18 protein-coding genes and 2 tRNA genes are annotated in these 16,343 nt (G+C 43.3%); 2 read left to right on the top strand and 18 right to left on the bottom strand.

Annotated features, from left to right (window positions below; all coding sequences use genetic code 11):
- Positions 1 to 16: 16 nt before the first annotated feature.
- From purR to rsgA, 6 genes are all read right to left on the bottom strand, one after another.
- Complete coding sequence (gene purR / locus K1I56_RS04710; RefSeq protein WP_037599408.1) at positions 17 to 832, bottom strand: pur operon repressor; 816 nt, start codon at positions 830 to 832, stop codon at positions 17 to 19.
- A gap of 135 nt (positions 833 to 967) precedes the next feature.
- Positions 968 to 1,912: a 3'-5' exoribonuclease YhaM family protein gene (locus K1I56_RS04705; protein ID WP_223325391.1), complete on the bottom strand. Its 945-nt coding sequence runs from the start codon at positions 1,910 to 1,912 to the stop codon at positions 968 to 970.
- A complete protein-coding gene (locus K1I56_RS04700; protein WP_223325390.1) occupies positions 1,899 to 3,149 on the bottom strand; it encodes a DNA recombination protein RmuC in 1,251 nt (416 codons plus the stop codon). The genes K1I56_RS04705 and K1I56_RS04700 overlap by 14 nt, the downstream gene beginning before the upstream one ends.
- Before the next feature lies 1 nt (position 3,150).
- Entirely contained in the window at positions 3,151 to 3,783 is a 633-nt protein-coding gene (locus tag K1I56_RS04695) for a thiamine diphosphokinase (RefSeq protein WP_223325389.1), read from the bottom strand.
- A complete protein-coding gene (gene rpe, locus K1I56_RS04690) occupies positions 3,776 to 4,435 on the bottom strand; it encodes a ribulose-phosphate 3-epimerase (RefSeq protein WP_201037222.1) in 660 nt (219 codons plus the stop codon). Before rpe ends, K1I56_RS04695 begins: the two co-directional genes overlap by 8 nt.
- A gap of 14 nt (positions 4,436 to 4,449) precedes the next feature.
- Positions 4,450 to 5,328, bottom strand: coding sequence for a ribosome small subunit-dependent GTPase A (gene rsgA, locus K1I56_RS04685; protein WP_201037223.1), 879 nt, complete (start codon positions 5,326 to 5,328; stop codon positions 4,450 to 4,452).
- A 248-nt stretch (positions 5,329 to 5,576) separates the two neighbouring features.
- Between rsgA and K1I56_RS04680 the strand changes: the two genes are divergently transcribed.
- Together K1I56_RS04680 and K1I56_RS04675 are read left to right on the top strand one after the other, a co-directional pair.
- A tRNA-Leu gene (locus tag K1I56_RS04680) sits at positions 5,577 to 5,659 on the top strand.
- Positions 5,660 to 5,663: 4 nt separating this feature from the next.
- Positions 5,664 to 5,752 (top strand) — tRNA-Ser (locus K1I56_RS04675).
- Between the two features lie 45 nt (positions 5,753 to 5,797).
- Here K1I56_RS04675 and rsmA read toward each other — a convergent pair.
- The 12 genes from rsmA to merA all read right to left on the bottom strand — a co-directional run bounded on the left by rsmA (position 5,798) and on the right by merA (position 16,320).
- Entirely contained in the window at positions 5,798 to 6,673 is an 876-nt protein-coding gene (gene rsmA / locus K1I56_RS04670; protein ID WP_049497093.1) for a 16S rRNA (adenine(1518)-N(6)/adenine(1519)-N(6))-dimethyltransferase RsmA, read from the bottom strand.
- A 52-nt stretch (positions 6,674 to 6,725) separates the two neighbouring features.
- On the bottom strand, positions 6,726 to 7,310 hold the full coding sequence (rnmV, locus tag K1I56_RS04665; RefSeq protein ID WP_223325388.1) for a ribonuclease M5: 585 nt from the start codon (positions 7,308 to 7,310) through the stop codon (positions 6,726 to 6,728).
- Positions 7,282 to 8,052 (bottom strand): TatD family hydrolase, encoded by a 771-nt coding sequence (locus K1I56_RS04660; RefSeq protein ID WP_223325387.1) that lies wholly within the window; start codon positions 8,050 to 8,052, stop codon positions 7,282 to 7,284. Before K1I56_RS04660 ends, rnmV begins: the two co-directional genes overlap by 29 nt.
- 125 nt (positions 8,053 to 8,177) lie before the next feature.
- A complete protein-coding gene (rpmH, locus tag K1I56_RS04655; protein WP_003003086.1) occupies positions 8,178 to 8,312 on the bottom strand; it encodes a 50S ribosomal protein L34 in 135 nt (44 codons plus the stop codon).
- A 153-nt stretch (positions 8,313 to 8,465) separates the two neighbouring features.
- A complete protein-coding gene (locus tag K1I56_RS04650; protein WP_223325386.1) occupies positions 8,466 to 9,089 on the bottom strand; it encodes a ribonuclease P in 624 nt (207 codons plus the stop codon).
- Positions 9,090 to 9,164: 75 nt separating this feature from the next.
- Positions 9,165 to 10,112 carry an RNA-binding cell elongation regulator Jag/EloR gene (gene jag / locus K1I56_RS04645; protein ID WP_031573879.1) on the bottom strand — a complete coding sequence of 316 codons (948 nt, stop codon included), beginning with the start codon at positions 10,110 to 10,112 and terminating at the stop codon, positions 9,165 to 9,167.
- Between the two features lie 15 nt (positions 10,113 to 10,127).
- A complete protein-coding gene (locus tag K1I56_RS04640) occupies positions 10,128 to 10,943 on the bottom strand; it encodes a YidC/Oxa1 family membrane protein insertase (protein WP_223325385.1) in 816 nt (271 codons plus the stop codon).
- A gap of 1 nt (position 10,944) precedes the next feature.
- Positions 10,945 to 11,286 (bottom strand): ribonuclease P protein component, encoded by a 342-nt coding sequence (gene rnpA / locus K1I56_RS04635; protein WP_003002960.1) that lies wholly within the window; start codon positions 11,284 to 11,286, stop codon positions 10,945 to 10,947.
- A gap of 78 nt (positions 11,287 to 11,364) precedes the next feature.
- Positions 11,365 to 12,042, bottom strand: coding sequence for a CPBP family intramembrane glutamic endopeptidase (locus K1I56_RS04630; protein WP_223325384.1), 678 nt, complete (start codon positions 12,040 to 12,042; stop codon positions 11,365 to 11,367).
- Positions 12,043 to 12,128: 86 nt separating this feature from the next.
- Complete coding sequence (locus K1I56_RS04625; protein ID WP_223325383.1) at positions 12,129 to 13,022, bottom strand: TDT family transporter; 894 nt, start codon at positions 13,020 to 13,022, stop codon at positions 12,129 to 12,131.
- Between the two features lie 176 nt (positions 13,023 to 13,198).
- A complete protein-coding gene (locus tag K1I56_RS04620) occupies positions 13,199 to 14,521 on the bottom strand; it encodes an ISL3 family transposase (protein WP_223325382.1) in 1,323 nt (440 codons plus the stop codon).
- A 158-nt stretch (positions 14,522 to 14,679) separates the two neighbouring features.
- Positions 14,680 to 16,320: a mercury(II) reductase gene (merA, locus tag K1I56_RS04615; protein ID WP_001031938.1), complete on the bottom strand. Its 1,641-nt coding sequence runs from the start codon at positions 16,318 to 16,320 to the stop codon at positions 14,680 to 14,682.
- Positions 16,321 to 16,343 lie beyond the last annotated feature (23 nt).

The following is a 16,343-nucleotide window of genomic DNA, read 5'->3' as shown; positions in this document are numbered from 1 at the left end:
TCCTCCTTTGTTGCTCTTAATCAAAGATATTCCCAACTTCGACACTCAATTTATTTTCTTTTACATCGATGTTGGTCACGCGCAATAAGGATTTGTGTTCAAAGAATTCACGGTCGGTTGCAGCATTATCCGCAAAGACAGCTACCCCTGCTAATTCAGAATCAAATTCAGACAAGAGGCTGACCATCCCGTTAATCGTTCCGCCACCTTTAAGGAAGTCATCGACAATCAAGACCCGGCTTCCTGCTTTTAGGCTCCGTTTTGAAAGGAACATTTTCTCAATGCGATCCCCACTTGAGCCTGAAACATAGTTGACACTAACGGTTGACCCTTCTGTGATTTTCAAATCACGACGGACAATAACAAAAGGAACATTCAAGACATTGGCTACTGCATTGGCTAGAGGAACTCCCTTGGTCGCTACGGTCATGACAGCATCAATCTTCTTATCCCGGAAAGCTTTGGCAATGATGCGGCCGATGCGATTCAAAATCTTTGGATTGCTCAACAGATCAGACAGGTAAATGTAGCCACCAGGAAGGATACGATCACTTTCAGACAGCTGCTTGCAAAGATCCTCGACGATTTCTTTGGATTCTTGATCTGAGATAGACGGTGTAAAGATAACACCTCCACCAGCTCCTGTAATGGTCTCAATATTTCCGATTTCCATCTCTTCAAACGCACGCTTAATGATCACGATATCTTCTGAGATGGAAGACTTGGCAGACTCATACTTTTCCGCAAACGTATTGAGGCTCGTCAATTCATAGGGATGGTTGATCAAGTAATTAGAAATCACGACCATCCGTTCACTTCTTCTTAATTTCATTTTCTCACCATGTAGTTTTTTCTATCATTATACCATAAGAAGCGAAAAAAACGAACATTCTGATTTACAGAAGGCCGTTTTTTCCTGATTATTTCATTTTTAGCAGAATTATTCCCGTATTTATCTCTGTTTTTACTAGTCGAGATTCGGTTTATAGAAGTAACGATTTTCCATAGCAAAGATTTTATTGGTCATTTCGCCAGGACCAATTAAGCCAAGTGCTGTTGTCATCATCATCATTTCTGCATCCAAATTATCAATCATATGAATAATCTCTGCTTCCATGATTTTTGGACGAACAGGACTACCGTATTCGAGCAAGCCATGGTGACTCAAGATCACATGGCGAAGGACGATGACTTCTTCTTTTTGATCATCAATCTTCAACTCTTGCAAGACCTTGGTGATTTCTTCATCGATGAGTGCAATGTGGCCGATGAGGTTGCCCCGAACAGTGTATTCTGTATTTTCAGGACCCGTCAACTCGATCACTTTAGCCAAATCGTGTAACATAATCCCTGCAAATAGCAAACTCTTATTCAATTGAGGATAGATATCGCCGATACTATCTGCCAAGCGGACCATGGTCGCTGTATGATAAGCGAGACCTGCTTCAAAGGCATGATGGTTCGTCTTAGCAGCTGGATAGCTATAAAACTCTTTCTCATATTTTCCATAGAGGGCACGGACAATCCGTTGCCAAACTGGATTTTCAATTTTGAAAATCATGTTTGACAGGTATTCATGCAATTCCTTGGGATCTACTGGTGGTTTTTCCTTGAAGTCTGCTGGATTGTTGGGCTCTCCTGCTTGTGGCAAACGCATATTCAATTGATTAACTTGTGGAGTATTATTGTAGACCTCCCGACGGCCAGCCATATGGACCACGCGCCCAGCTGTAAAGCTCTCTACATTGTGTGGTTGGGCATCCCATAGTTTGCCTTCGATCGTGCCGGTCTCATCCTGAAAAACAAAGGCTAGATAGTTCTTCCCAGCCCGCGTTTGACGCACTTCTGCTGACTTGATCAAATAGAATCCTTCGAACAATTCATCTTTTTTCATTTGGTTAATTTTGACCATCATCTTCTCCATCTTCTATATATACATCTAGTCCCAGCAGGTCCTCATCGCTTTCGATTTGGCGGAGTGTCCGCTCGATGGCACTGGTCCGTCTGGTTAGCAAATCATCAATATTATTGGAAGCATTCTTTAAATGACGCTGAGTCTTGGCCAGAATCCCTCCAAACTTATGGAATTCTGATTTGACCGATCCCAACACCTTGCTAATGTCATCTGCACTCTTTTGGATGTTGAGCGTTTTAAAGCCAACAGACAAGGAGTTCAAGAGGGCTGATAGGGTGCTTGGACCAGCCACCAAAATTTGTTCGTCCCGACGCAAGCCATCGAAGAATTCTGGATTGCGAACCACTTCGGAATAGAGGCCTTCGGTTGGCAAAAAGAGAATTCCGAAATTCGTTGTCGCTGGTGGAAAGAGGTATTTTTGTTGGATATCCTTAGCAAAACGCTTGATACTAGCAAGAAGGGCCTTGCGGTAACGCTCGATCTCCTCTTTCTCTCCTGATTCATAAGCTTCTTCCAGACGATAGTAGTCTTCCAGTGGGAATTTAGAGTCAATTGGCAGATAGACTGGCTCCTCTCCTTGCCCTGGAAGCTTAATGGCATACTCCACGCGCTCACTGGATTGGGGAACGGTGACAAACTCCCGCTCATACTGGGCTGGGGTCAAGATATCTTCAATAATTTGGCCCAGTTGCAATTCGCCCATAATCCCACGCGTCTTGGTATTGGAGAGAACTTTATTAAGGGTTCCGACATCCCGCGCCACCGTCTGCATTTCTCCCAGCCCTTTGTTGACCGACTCCAATTGTTTTGAAACCGTCTCAAAGGAGGTCTGCAAGCGGTGCTGCAAGGTTTTCTCCAATTTTTCTTCTACCGTTTGGCGCATCTGTTCTAGCCGCACTTCATTGGACTCTTGGATCTGGCGCATGCGCTCATCTGTTTTGTCCCGATTTTTAGTAAAGTGCTCATTCATCTCAGCGCGCAGAGCCGTCGTCTGCTGGTGGATCTCCACTCGCATCTCGGTTAAGCGATCTGTCAGGGCGATCTCTAACTGCTGATTGGCAATCTGGCTTGCTTGTCTTTCTTTTTCAAAACGATAGTCCAACTGGTCTGTCAAATGATCCTCATGGTCTTCCAGCATCTCTCGTAAAGCCGGTCTTGTATCATCTGACCGTTGCAAGAGATAGATAAGGAGACCCAGATTGAGCAGGCCAATCAGAAGCAGAATGATATTCATATTAACCTCTGTCTTTACTATAAACAATGACAAGATAGCCACGGTCAAGACTCACTTGAATCGGTTGATCCAAAAATTCATTGGAGCCATACATGGCCTTCAAAAAATAATTCTCCTGATGGAGCGGATACTTGGCCCCTGTGATCTCTAAGCGGCCTTCTCCGACAGGCATAAAACCAACATAGGACATGGCTGGATCTGGCTGAATCTCATGGCAACCAGCTGGTCTGTAGATCAAGCGATTTTGACCGTCGACTAATTGGATTTGCTCCATGTAGGGAGCTAGGTCTGGATCGGTCGGCAAAAAGATATTGGACAAAAAGTGATCCAAACGACCGCCAAAGGCACCATAAACGGTGACAGCAGCCTCTGGATAGGCCTCAAAGACCGCTTTCAAGGTCAATTCCAAATCCGTATCATTCTTTTCAGGAACGGACTGAACAACCTGCTTGGCTTGGGTACGGATCTTATTCAAATCGGTCTCAGAGACGGAATCGAAATCCCCCACAGCCATATCTAAAGGCAGACCTTGTTCCAGTAACTTCAAACAGCCTCCGTCAACGCCTACATAAACGTCATGATCTCTTGGCAAGAGCGTGCTGTCACCTCCTGCCAGTATTGCGATGTTATCCATTTACAGCATCTCGGAGCGTTTGAACGCGCTCATTGACATCTCCATTAAAGACATAAGAGCCTGCTACAAAGACATTGGCCCCGGCTTCTTTGGCTTGCGAAATACTTTGGTCATCAATTCCACCATCCACTTCGATATCAAAGTCTAAGCCTTTTTCTTCACGAAGAGCGGCTAATTCGCGCACCTTGTCCATTGTTTCAGGCAAGAAGGCTTGGCCACCGAATCCTGGATTAACGGTCATAACCAAGACTTGATCCACCAAGTTCAAGACATGTTTGATACTGTCTACAGGAGTCCCTGGGTTGATCACGACACTAGCCTTCACACCCGCTTGACGAATTTTTTGAAGAGCTCCGTGAATATGGGGAGTAGCTTCCACATGGATGCTGATGATATCAGCTCCTGCACGGGCAAATTCTTCGATATGGTGTTCAGGATTGGTGACCATCAAGTGGCAATCAAAAACTAACTTGCTATGTGGACGCATGCTCTCTACGACACCAGCTCCAAAGCTGATATTGGGCACAAAATGGCCATCCATGACATCGATATGGGCATAGTCAGCTCCTGCTGCTTCTAAGCGTTTCAATTCACTTTCAAAATTGGCATAATCTGCACTCAAAATTGAGGGTGCAATTTTCATTGTTTTCATCGTTGTAGTGTCTCCTATTTTGGCATTTTTTTCGAAACTTTTTTATAGGTTTCGCGACGGTTTTCAATCTCACTTAGAAATTGCAAGTAATTCTCATAACGGAAAGGTGCAATTTTCTCTCTTTCAACGGCTGGTTTCACCGCACAAGCTGGCTCATGCGTGTGGGTACAGGTACGAAATTTACAAGAGTGGCTCACATCGGCGATCTCCGGAAAAGCTTGATTTAAGTCTTCACTGGTTGTCACTTCATAATCGAGGGAGGAGAAGCCTGGCGTATCTGCGATCTTTCCTCCATTTAAATGGTAAAAGCTGACAGCTCGGGTCGTGTGTCGACCGCGCCCCAGACTATCTGAAATCTCACCCGTTTCAAGCTCCAGATCCGGAGCGATTTTATTGAGCAAGGTCGATTTTCCTACACCGGTCTGTCCCATAAAGACCGTGGTTTGATTGGTCAAAAGGGGCAAGAGTTCCTCAATCGACAAGACAAAATCATAGCCAATAGCCTGATAGATTCCTTGGTAGTAGTGGATGTCTTCCATATCTTCTAACAAGTCCAGTTTTGAAATATAGACAATGGGATGAATCCCCTTGTGCTCCAAAAGGACCAGAAAACGGTCTAAAAGATTGGCATTGAAATCAGGCTCCTTAGCAGACATGATGACTACTGCCTGATCAATATTGACAATAGGAGGGCGCACGAGGCTATTTTTTCGAGGCGCAATGCTCAAGATGTAGCCTTCTGAATTCTCTTCAGCAGAGAACTCCACCTGATCCCCCACATAAGGAGTCTGTCCTTTTTTTCTAAAATTTCCACGAGCCCGTGTCTGGTAAATGTGACCATCTGACTCCACGTAGTAGAAGCCAGCCAAGGCCTTGACGATTGTTCCTTGCAAATCGTACTCCTTTGAGATTAATACTATCTATTATACCAAAAAATGAGAAATAAGGCTGGATTGCTTGATAAGAAAAAACGAAAAGTGAACCTCTCCGGACACTTTTAGAAACGAATAGGTTCGTTTTTTAAATGGATAGAAACAGAAGACGGAGTATCCGTTATGACTTGTCTTTTAGCAGAATTCGGGAAAGGGCACCTTCCTTTTTTTCCTTGGCATTTTTCCTAAAAAGTGTATAATAGAACTATGCGGAGGTGGTGGAACGGCAGACACGCATGCTTCAGGCGCATGTGCCCCTTCGGGCGTGAGGGTTCAAATCCCTTTCTCCGCATCTTGGAAAGGTGGCCCAGCTCGGTACGGCACCGGACTCGAAATCCGGCAAGTGGATTTTATTCACGCGCGGGTTCAAATCCCGTCCTTTCCTTCTACAACAAACAAGACATGAGCTACGAAGCTCATGTCTTTTCTGTTATTTTATTCCTGCTTCTAGAAGGCCATCTGCTAGGCGAGCGAAGTCTTCTAAGCTAAGAGCTTCTCCTCGTACAGAAGGTTGCAGGCCGGCAGCTTGGATTCCTGCTTCTAGTTTGGCTTTGATTTCTTCGGTCTTACCAAAGCGACTGGTCAAGTTGTTCCAAAGTGTTTTGCGGCGGTGAACAAAGCTGGCCTTGCTGACAGAGAAGAAGAAATCTTCATCCTTGACTGCTACTGCTGGCTCTTCGCGGCGGACCATCTTGAGGATGGCAGAGTCGACATTTGGTGCTGGCACAAAGACGGTGCGGGGTACGATAAAGGCTACCTTAGCAGTCATATAGTATTGGACTGCAATGGATAAAGAACCATAAGCCTTGGTGTTGGGCTCAGCCGAGATGCGGTCTGCCACCTCTTTTTGCATCATGACCACAAATTCTTGGAAAGGAATCTTGGATTCGATCAAGTGCATGAGGATGGGAGTTGTGATGTAGTAAGGAAGGTTAGCCACCACCTTGATCGGAAGGTCTGGGTTTTTAAACTCTGCGATGTACTGGTTGAGGTCTACCTTGAGGATGTCTTGGTTGACAACCGTTACATTGTCAAAATCCCGTAAGGTATCCGCCAAAATGGGAACCAAGCGGTCATCAATCTCAAAAGCCATTACTTCTGCGGCATTTTCTGCCAAAAATTCTGTCAAAGCTCCAATTCCTGGACCGATTTCGATGACATTGACCTGCTTATCAATCTCTGCCGTATCCACAATTTTTTGAAGGATGTTGGTATCGGTCAAGAAGTTCTGACCGAAGGATTTTTTAAAGGTAAAACCGTGACGCTCCAGCACTGCCTTGGTCACGCTATAATCTGCAATTCTCATTTTTTCTCTTTTCTAATCAGTTTAGGGGTAAAGGATCCCCTCTACTTCCGTCTTAATAACTGGCCATGGCCTCTTCGACTTGTGCTAAACAAATTCCAAACAACTCCAAGCGTTTGATCAATTGCTTGCCATTGCAGTAGCCGATGCGCAAGGCTTCTCCTAGATATTCCCGCCGTTTGCGACTATCGGTTCCCATCAACAGTCCAAGCCGCATCAAGTCGGTCTTTGTGATATCAAAGAAATTTTCATCTTCGTAAGACCCGACCAGTCCAGCTAGGGCTTTTTCTAAGTCTTCAAAACTGGCATGCTCCACTCCAAGAGAACGCCCCTTGGTCTTGGATTTGGGCACTGCTTCGCCACGATTTAAAAAAGCATGTTTGGCCTGGGGTACCTCTTGCATAATGATCTTGCGAATGCGCTCCCCATTGTAGTCTGGATCCGTGAAGACAATGACTCCACGCAACTCTTGCAAGGTAGCAATTCGTTCCAAGTCATCTTGATTAATGGCGGATCCACGTGTTTCATAGGTATCCACCTCATAAAAACGACGGAGATTGGCTGTGTCGTCCTTGCCCTCCACGACAATCACTTCTGGTATTTTTCTTTTATCAGTCAAGGCCAAATACCTTTCTTGCATTGTCATAGGTTGCCTGAGCCACTTCTTCTGTTGTTAAGCCACGTAGTGTTGCAATGAAGTCTACTACATAACGAGTATAGGCTGTTTTATTTTCCCGACCACGTTTGGGAACTGGTGCCAGATAAGGGGCATCTGTTTCAACCAAGATCTTGTCTAACGGCAGGCCAGCTGCTGCTTCTTGGACATCTGTGGCTTTCTTAAACGTCACTACTCCAGAAAAGGAGATCATCATTCCCAGATCCATGAAGCGTTTAGCTTCTTCTAGACTTCCTGAGAAAGAATGCATAATCCCACCACGTGGCCCAACTCCTTCACTCTTGATAATGGCATAGGTATCTTCAAGAGCATCACGCGTATGCACCACGAAAGGCAAGTCCAAGTCCTTAGACAGTTGAATCTGACGACGAAAGACCTTTTCTTGAATGTCTTTTGGTGCTGTCATCCAGTGGTAATCCAGACCAATTTCTCCGAGTGCGACGACTTTGGGATGTTTTAGCTGTTCAAGTAAATAGGCCTCCACTTCAGGAGTATAATCTCCTGCCTCAGTGGGGTGCCAACCAAGCGTGAGATAGAGTTCTGGATGCTGGTCTGCCAAGGCTATTCCTCGCTCAATCGTCGATTTGTCAAAACCAACGATATTGTGGGCTACAACACCCATTTCCTTGGCCAAGTCGAGCTCTTCTTGTTCTTTTCCTGCGAATTCTTCCACATTGAGATGGGTGTGGGTATCAAAAATCTGCATGATCTTCCTTTTCTTCCGAGTTTTTCTTCTTTCTATTATAGCAGAAAGCGCCTCTAAATTCACTTTCGGACAAAACAAAAACCAGTAGTCTCGAGTTTCTACTGGTTTTTAGGTTTTTATCTGAATTAGGCAGCCAAAACTTTGCGTCCTTTACGACGACGAGCTGCCAATACGCGACGACCATTTTTAGTTGCCATACGGTGACGGAAACCATGTTTGCGCGCACGACGAAGTTTACTTGGTTGATAAGTACGTTTCACGATGAATACCTCCTCATAGATTTTGTATTCGTTTAGCCGGCTAGTTGTGATCAGTTACTAAACATACTTTACTATTCTATCGGATTCAGCGCTATTTGTCAATAGCTATGAGAAAATTGTTGCAAATGGAGCTCTGAGAATTCTTTAGTATACCTAACGCGTAGCTAAATAATAGGGTTCCAGAGCCACCAGCGCCTCTTGCAACTGATCTAGGATATCCTCAAGAGAACCCTCCTTGACTAGAGAAACATCGTATTTGACGAGGACCTTACGAACCGCTCCTTCTGCTACTGCTTGTAACAGATCATGGCGATTCTTTTCTGTTCCTTCTACCCTTCGACTCTCACCATTTTCCTGAGCAAGGTAATAGACTGGTTGAGAGATGGGAAGAGTGAGAACCTTGTTTTGCTTTGGAAGGCTCTGATCATCTTTTTTTCGCTCGATAAAGCTCACCTCTAAGGAAACTCCAAAATCAGCAGCGTCTCCATAAAGTCTCAAGGCAAACATGGGTTCTGCCATCGTTCCTTCTCCTTTTAGATAGGCCCAAAAATGAGGACGCAAGACTTGAGCCTGGTTCATCCACTGGCTGGTCCGATCTTGCTCCAAATAGGGGTGACGCTGCTGAAAGGCTGAGACCAAATCCGTAAATTCCTTACGAGCTGCCTGAGCTAGTGTACGATACTGCTCCATCTCTGGGGCTAGCACTCCTGCCTTCGCTGGTGACTGGTATTTGATTCCTTGAAGCTTTAAAAACTCTCGAATCGCTGCAAATGCCATCTGTTTCCTTTCTAAACCTAAAAAAGGAGAGATCGGCTCAATCCCGTCTCTCCCTTATGGGAAATAATCGCTAGATTATCCTTCGATGTCTACCACCACGTAACGGTTTGGTTCTTCCCCTTCAGAGTAGCTAGTGACTCCTTCCATCTTAGAGACGATCCGGTGAATAATTTTGCGTTCACTGTTTGACATCGGATCTGTCTGTTGGGCTTGCCCATCTTCGAGGGCACGTGTTGCCAACTTCTGAGCATAGCTTTGAAGAACTTCCGCACGGTGTTCTACATAGTCATTAACATTAATGGTAATGTAAAAATTCTTTGAGTAGCGGTTATACAGGTAATTTTGCGCCAAAAGTTGAAGAGCCTTCAAGACTTTTCCGTGGTAGCCGATGACACGTCCTGGCTCATTGGTATCAATTTGCATATTGACCGTACGGCGGTTGTGACTACTTGAGATGGTCGCATCCACATCCATTTCATCGATTACTGTTTGAACATAGGCTGTCACATCTGTGACGACTTCTTCGATATTGTAGTTTTCCTCTACTTCGATACCAAGGTTTGAGAAATCAGACTCATTTGATTCTTTTGCTACTGGTTCTTTGACTTTCTCAAGGATATGTTCATGCCCTTTTTCTTCAAGAACGGTATCTGCTTCTTTGTCATGTTTGAGGATTTCTGTCTTGATTTCTTCAGAGACAACCTCTCCTTCTTCTTCGACCTTTTTGATCGCTGCAACGACGCGTCCGAGATCGACCGTTGCTTCGCTCACTGTCTTAACCGGCTCGTTTTGCGCATTGATTTCATCTGGGACACCTTTGACGGCTTTTTGATTGGCTTTCACAACCGTTGTTTCTGCAATCGGCTCAATCTCAACCTGGGCTGGTTTTTTCCCAAACAAGCCAAGAAAACCTTTCTTCTCACGCGCTACAACTGTAATGTGTGCCTTCATACGGGGAATATCTAAATCGTTCAGGCCTTTTTGAATGGCTTCTTCAACAGTTGCTCCAGTATATAGGACCATATGTCCACCTCTTTCTTATTTTTTCTTTTTCTGTGCTTTGTTTAGGGCACGGCGTTTTTGTTTTTCCATGTCTCGCGAAGCTTGCTCTTTTGCTTCACGCTCTGCGATAATCTTGAAGGGGTTGTTCAAGAGATAGGTCTGTCCGACTTGGTAAGCATTGGAAGTCACCCAGTAGAGTGCGACCCCGCTGGCCGAGAACAAGGCAAAGAAGAAGATCATCACAGGCATCACATACATCATGGTTGTTGCACTACCATTGCGCTCTGGCATGGCTTTATTGGTTAACCAACTACTGAAAAATGTGAAGAGAGCTGCAAGAACCGGCAAGACGTAAGTCGGGTCGATCGCGCCAAGGTCCAACCAAAGGAAGTGACCGACTTTAAGGAATTCTACACGGCTCAGCGCTTGGAATAAGGCCATCAAAACCGGCATCTGAATCAAGAGAGGAAGGAAGGCTGAAGATGTTTTGACGCCTTTTTCCTTGTAAAGGGCCCGCATCTCTTCAGAAAGCTTGGTCCGACTATCTAGATCCTTTCCAGGATACTTGGCTTGCAATTCCTTGAGTAGGGGTTGAATTTCCTGCATCTTGCGGGTTGAATTCATTTGATATTGGAAAAGCGGCAAGAGGACCGTCCGGATCACAATGGTAAAGACGATAATCCCCACACCGATACTTCCGCCAAATGACAAGAAGCGAATGGCTTCGGCAAAGAAGTAGACGAAGCGTTCCCAACCACCTGTCGACTGAGCTGTCACTTGAGAGGTTCCACAAGCTGTCAAGACCAATAAGGCCGCTCCTAATAATCCAGTTAACTTCAGTTTCTTTTTCACATTATTCCCTTTCTTGGTAGACATGCGCTAATTTTAAGACATGTACAAGATTTTTCTCTACTTGATGAAAGTCGAGCTCCTCCACTCCTTTACGAGCAATGACAACAAAATCATCGGTCGTAAGGAAGGCTTGGTGTTTGATTAAAACATGGCGAATCAAACGTTTGATGCGATTTCTAGTCACAGCATTTCCCAGCTTCTTACTAACAGACAGGCCGACTCGAAAATGTGGTTGGTCTTTGCGCAAGCGGTAAACAACGAATTTCCGATTGGCAACATTTTGACCACTTTTAAAAATAGCATTAAAATCTTTGTCACGTTTGACGCGGTAGCTTTTTTTCAAACCTCCACTCCCTCTATTAAATTTATTCTATTATACCATATTTTCAAAAAAAACCAATCTCCCTCAGGAAATCGGTTGCTACTTGAACACAGATAAAAGCAAAGGCAAGGTGTAGTAAAGATTGAGCAAGATATGGCCTAAAATCGGAGAAAGGAGCGTCTTGCTCCGATAATACAGGGTCCCAAAAATCACACTCGGTAGGAGATAGATGATACAAGCCCCTAACGAAAAGGGAGTATGGAGAAAATGCAGGCCACTGTAGATGAGGGCTGGAAGCCAAATCTCTGCATAGAGTTTCCAGCCTTTGAAGTAGGCATTTACCAAGGCTCCACGAAAGATCAGCTCTTCTGTCACCGGCCGGATAATGACCATTGCGATCACCAGGATGAGCACCCCTGTGGAACTTATTTCCCGAGGAAAGAGACTCAAAACGGCTGCCCGTCCTTGAACAAAACCACTGATGAAGTAGTCCAACCAGTAGAGCAAACAGGCTGCAAAAATGGCTTCCATCAGAGATTGAAGAGGGTTTTTCCCCAGCTTAAACTGCGCTTTTTTAGAAAAACGATAGACCAAAAATCCTGCAAAGGTTGCATAGAGGCCTTCTAGGCCAAATAAGGTCCAATAATAACTATTTGCGCTTGCTAGACTAGTAGAGACATACTGGGCCAAGGGGCGAAACTGAGGCCGGATATAAAAATAAAACAAGAGCAGAAAGAGGGGATAAAGCAGTGAGAGCTTTCCTTTGATGAATTTCATAGAGACCTTTCTTATAGAGTATGACAAATCGTATAGTGCATCTTACCATAATCGCGTCCAGGAATCAATCATAAGGATGCCTACCCTTACTCTTTAAGAAAAGCTACATAACCTCCTAAAACAGCGACTAAAATCAAGAGACAAAGAAGAGTTTCCATCCATACAAGAACTGTCAAGAAAGGTAATTGCAACAAGCCTTGGGCCATTTTTAAAGAGGTCGCTGTGATGACCGTTGGAAAGGTCAGAGCTGAAAAAGCGGGTTGAAAACCTTCTTTGATCATTCTTGGCAGGCGCGTCAAAACAAAGAAATAAAACCCTTGCGAGGCCACCACCATGATCAGTAAGAACCAGGTAGGAAGGCTTGCTCCACCCACACGAACCAAGGCTGCTAAAAGAAGTGAAAATGGAGCACAATAGATGCCTTCTTGCCCTAACAGATGATTGGGTAAGGGCTGCTTTTTCCCATCAAAAAAAATGACTGGGTAGAGAAGAAAGGTCAATCCAAAACCAATCACTAAAGCGAGATAAGCAATCTCCCTGATTCCTACAACAGGGTAGGTCAAGGCTGCTACTGCAATGCCCACATAGAGAACGGTCCAACTCGGAGTAGCATTGGCTCTTGGACGCACCATGACATGGGTCTTGGTAAAATAAAGAATCAAGCAAAGATCCAAGAGAAAGGCTGACCACCAAACCAACTGAGATAGACCTCCAAAGGCGGGAAAGAGGCGAAAAAGATAGGTGGATAGAATCATCCCTGCCATGGGAAAGGTCGCCATCCCAGATAACAGGGCTGGCTGTTGGAGTTCTATCTTGGTTTCTTGCCAGCGAATCGCATGATAGACTAAAAAGAAAAACCAGAAGAACAAACCTGTCAGACTAAAGGCATGGGCAAGAACAGGCAGAGAGTCTGCAAGAAGGTTCCCAGCGCCAACCAATCCTAACAGACAACCTGAAAATACTAAGGGAATCTTTTTCATCGGAAGCTCCAATCATTTTATCGCTTTCAGTATACCATAAAATCAAAGGGAACATCATCAAAAAAAGAAGTTGGTTTACCAACTTCTTTTAGAATGTAATCCACCTGTTTCTTACATAATACATCCTAAATGATACTTAAAAAATTGGGTATTCGGATTTTATGGTGGAAAAGGGCTTATAAATCACCCTTCTCCAAATTCTTAATAAGTGTTGAAAAATCGACACCTAAGTTGTCTGTAATGTCGTGATCATTCACTTCATACCAATTGAAAGTATCGTATAACATAGCTTTATTGAAAGCACTTGAATTAAATCGTGGCTTACGCTTTTTATGGAGCTTCTCATTGAAAAGGATTTTGGCTCGTAAGGCATCAAACGAGTAACCTCTACCCATTCGCTCTACCTGCCTAATAATGCTGTTAATTGACTCCGTATAAGCATTAGTGAGCCTTTTATCAAAGTAGTTGAATATTTCAACATGCCAGTTGTCTACGGCTCTCACGAGGTCTTTATATGCGTCTTTAGAGTTGCTGGACATACAACGGTGTCTCCATTGACTATAACGAAGATGATCTTCATCTGGATCAGGAGTATCCCATATCCAGTAAAACTCTTCTTTGAGTTCATAGGCTTCTTTTAAAGCAGGAAGATTACCTAACCAAGTATCTAAGAGGAATGATTCACGTTCATTTAGATCGTGTTTACGCTTTAGAAGGATAAACCTTTCACGCATAAGGGTACGTCTTTCTTTTTGGCTCATATGGGCTTTCAAAGACTTTCTGACGTTATCTAAGGCTTGATTAGCCATTCTAACTACATGAAACTTATCTACGACAACTTTAGCTTGTGGAAGGATAGTGTTCACTGCGTCTTTGTAGGGCTTCCACATATCCATTGTGACGTACTCAATGTAAGTCCTGTCACTGATTTCTGAAAGACGTTGGATGACTGTTTCCTTGTTACGGTTAGGCTTGATGTCATAAATAGTCCTGCGTTCAATATTAGTCAATACAAGCCGAGGTCTACGGATAATATGTATCTCGTCTATCCCAAGCCACTTAGGAGTTTCAAACTGGTATTCACGTTCTTTGAGTGCCACATAGTCCTTAAAAACGTTCCTAATGGTTTTCTCGTCAACACCAACGCTTTCTGCGACTTCTACAAAGGTCTTAGACATGGATTGCTCTTGAATGGACTTTAAAAGCCTTTTGGTCATACTACGCTTTTCATCTACAGATATTAGGCGTTCCCAGAAGGTAGATCCGCATTCACGACACTTGTATCGTCTACGGTTCAATTGTAAGCCCACTCGCTTTAAACGAATGGGCAAATCCATAATTAGTTGATTTCTTGAACTGTGTTTGTACAACTTGTCAAAACCACATTCAGGACAACGTTCAGGTGGTCCGACTGCTTCAACTTTAAACATCATATCGGTTTCATTTTCTTGTGGCGGTTCTATTGTTTTAATGTCTGGTAGGGATAATAAGTCTGACATATTATTCATCCTTTATTACTCTGCGGTGTTAAGGTATCAATTATAGATTTGATGTCGAAATCATCAGTGTTAAATTATTTTTGTGACCACAAATGCACTTAGAAAATCCCTTAAAGCATTAGCTGGTTCACTTGAATAGGGAGTTGTAAAAAGTTCCCTTAGCCTGCACAACAAGATAATTTCGAAATATCTTTATCGAACGTAAGTGCAACTAATTTTAGCCCTTCAGCCATTGTTAAATATGGTGCTAGGGTTTCTGTTAAATCTTCTATCGTTAAGCCAAATTTAACAGCTAATGATGCTGCATAGATGACATCTCCTGCATTTTCAGATACAATATGAACCCCTAATACTTTTAGTGTTTCTGCATCTGCTACTAGTTTAAATACACCGGTTGTTTCACGGTTTACAATTGCTCTTGGAACAGCATCTAAAGGTAATACAGATGTCTTCACATCATACCCTTTCTCTTTTGCTTGTTCTTCTGTTAAACCAACCGTTGCAACCGTCGGATTCGTAAACGTAACAGCAGGAACTACCGATAAATCTATTTTTTTGTTTAATCCACCAATAGCATTATCAGTAATAATTCCACCTTCATAGGCTGCTACATATACAAATTGTGGTCCTAAAGTCACATCTCCTGCTGCATAAATCTTTTCATTACTTGTTTGACCAAAATCATTGATCAGGATTTCATTATTTTTTCCAGTTTCAACACCTGCTGCACTTAAATTTAAAGAATCCGTATTTGGTTTTCTTCCAGTGGCAACAAGTAACTGATCTGATTCAATGACTTCTCTACTGCCATTTACTGTTACGTAAACCCTTTTTATCTCTCCACTTTGTTCAACACGCTCAAAAGTTGCCCCTTTGACAAGGTTTATACCCTGTTCAATTAACGCTTTTTCAACTGACTCTGAAATCTCAGGATCATACTCCTTTAAAAGTCGCTCACTTCTTTGCATAAGCGTTATTTCTGAACCTAAATGATGAAATAGTTGTCCAAGCTCCATTCCAATGTATCCTGAACCAATTACAGTTAATCGTTTTGGTATTTTCTTTAACTCAAGAAGTGTTGTACTAGTTAAATAGTCCATTTTTTCAAGTCCTGAAATTTGGGGCAACGAAGGCGATGCACCTGTTGCAATTAAAAAGCGTTTTGCAGATAACTTTGTCCCATTGACCTCAACCGTACTAGCATCAACGAATTTTGCTTCACCTTTAATTAAATCAAAATTATATTCATCAATTAAATCCATATATTTTTGATTCCGAAGTTCGCTCACCAATTTATCCTTTTGCGTGATTAAACTAGCTAAATCCACTTCTCCAGCGGATGTTTGTAAACCTATAAACGGATTGTCTTTTGATAAATGATTGATTTCCCCTGCCCTAAGAAGAGTTTTTGACGGAACACAGCCAATATTCACACAGGTTCCCCCAACCGTTCCACGCTCAATCATTCCAACTTTTGCACCGTATTCTATAGCTTTAATTGCCGAAGAAAAGGCAGCAGCACCAGAACCAATAATAAGAAGGTCATAATTGTCTTCATTAATTAACGCCACGTTTTCTAGTGATGATACTTCTTCAATTTCTCCGGCTTGGTAATTTGCTTCATCAATCGCCTTTATTGCACTTTCAACCTCAATATCATCGGGCAGTTCAAATACTGCTTCACCACGACGATAACTAGACTCAATATTTTTAGCACCTATCTTTTCAAGTGCTGATTCTACGTGTTTTTCACAACCCGTACAAGTCATTCCTGAAATGTTTACCTTAAATTTATTCATAAAAAAGCTCCTTTCGTTAATTA

The sequence above is a fragment of the Streptococcus parasanguinis genome (assembly GCF_019929185.1).
In the GTDB taxonomy this organism is placed as follows: domain Bacteria; phylum Bacillota; class Bacilli; order Lactobacillales; family Streptococcaceae; genus Streptococcus; species Streptococcus parasanguinis_O.
The sequence above is the reverse complement of the archived record's forward strand: the minus strand, read 5'-3'. Positions and strand labels throughout refer to the sequence as shown.

What these genes read in the sequence shown, in the direction of transcription:
- merA (WP_001031938.1), bottom strand. Translation starts at nt 16,320, where the DNA reads ATGAATAAATTTAAGGTAAACATTTCAGGAATGACTTGTACGGGTTGT.
- K1I56_RS04630 (WP_223325384.1), bottom strand. Translation starts at nt 12,042, where the DNA reads ATGAAATTCATCAAAGGAAAGCTCTCACTGCTTTATCCCCTCTTTCTG.
- K1I56_RS04660 (WP_223325387.1), bottom strand. Translation starts at nt 8,052, where the DNA reads ATGCAGATTTTTGATACCCACACCCATCTCAATGTGGAAGAATTCGCA.
- K1I56_RS04650 (WP_223325386.1), bottom strand. Translation starts at nt 9,089, where the DNA reads ATGGCATTTGCAGCGATTCGAGAGTTTTTAAAGCTTCAAGGAATCAAA.
- rsmA (WP_049497093.1), bottom strand. Translation starts at nt 6,673, where the DNA reads ATGAGAATTGCAGATTATAGCGTGACCAAGGCAGTGCTGGAGCGTCAC.
- K1I56_RS04705 (WP_223325391.1), bottom strand. Translation starts at nt 1,912, where the DNA reads ATGGTCAAAATTAACCAAATGAAAAAAGATGAATTGTTCGAAGGATTC.
- rnmV (WP_223325388.1), bottom strand. Translation starts at nt 7,310, where the DNA reads ATGCAAGAAAGGTATTTGGCCTTGACTGATAAAAGAAAAATACCAGAA.
- jag (WP_031573879.1), bottom strand. Translation starts at nt 10,112, where the DNA reads ATGGTCCTATATACTGGAGCAACTGTTGAAGAAGCCATTCAAAAAGGC.
- K1I56_RS04700 (WP_223325390.1), bottom strand. Translation starts at nt 3,149, where the DNA reads ATGAATATCATTCTGCTTCTGATTGGCCTGCTCAATCTGGGTCTCCTT.
- rpe (WP_201037222.1), bottom strand. Translation starts at nt 4,435, where the DNA reads ATGAAAACAATGAAAATTGCACCCTCAATTTTGAGTGCAGATTATGCC.
- K1I56_RS04620 (WP_223325382.1), bottom strand. Translation starts at nt 14,521, where the DNA reads ATGTCAGACTTATTATCCCTACCAGACATTAAAACAATAGAACCGCCA.
- purR (WP_037599408.1), bottom strand. Translation starts at nt 832, where the DNA reads ATGAAATTAAGAAGAAGTGAACGGATGGTCGTGATTTCTAATTACTTG.
- K1I56_RS04625 (WP_223325383.1), bottom strand. Translation starts at nt 13,022, where the DNA reads ATGAAAAAGATTCCCTTAGTATTTTCAGGTTGTCTGTTAGGATTGGTT.
- K1I56_RS04695 (WP_223325389.1), bottom strand. Translation starts at nt 3,783, where the DNA reads ATGGATAACATCGCAATACTGGCAGGAGGTGACAGCACGCTCTTGCCA.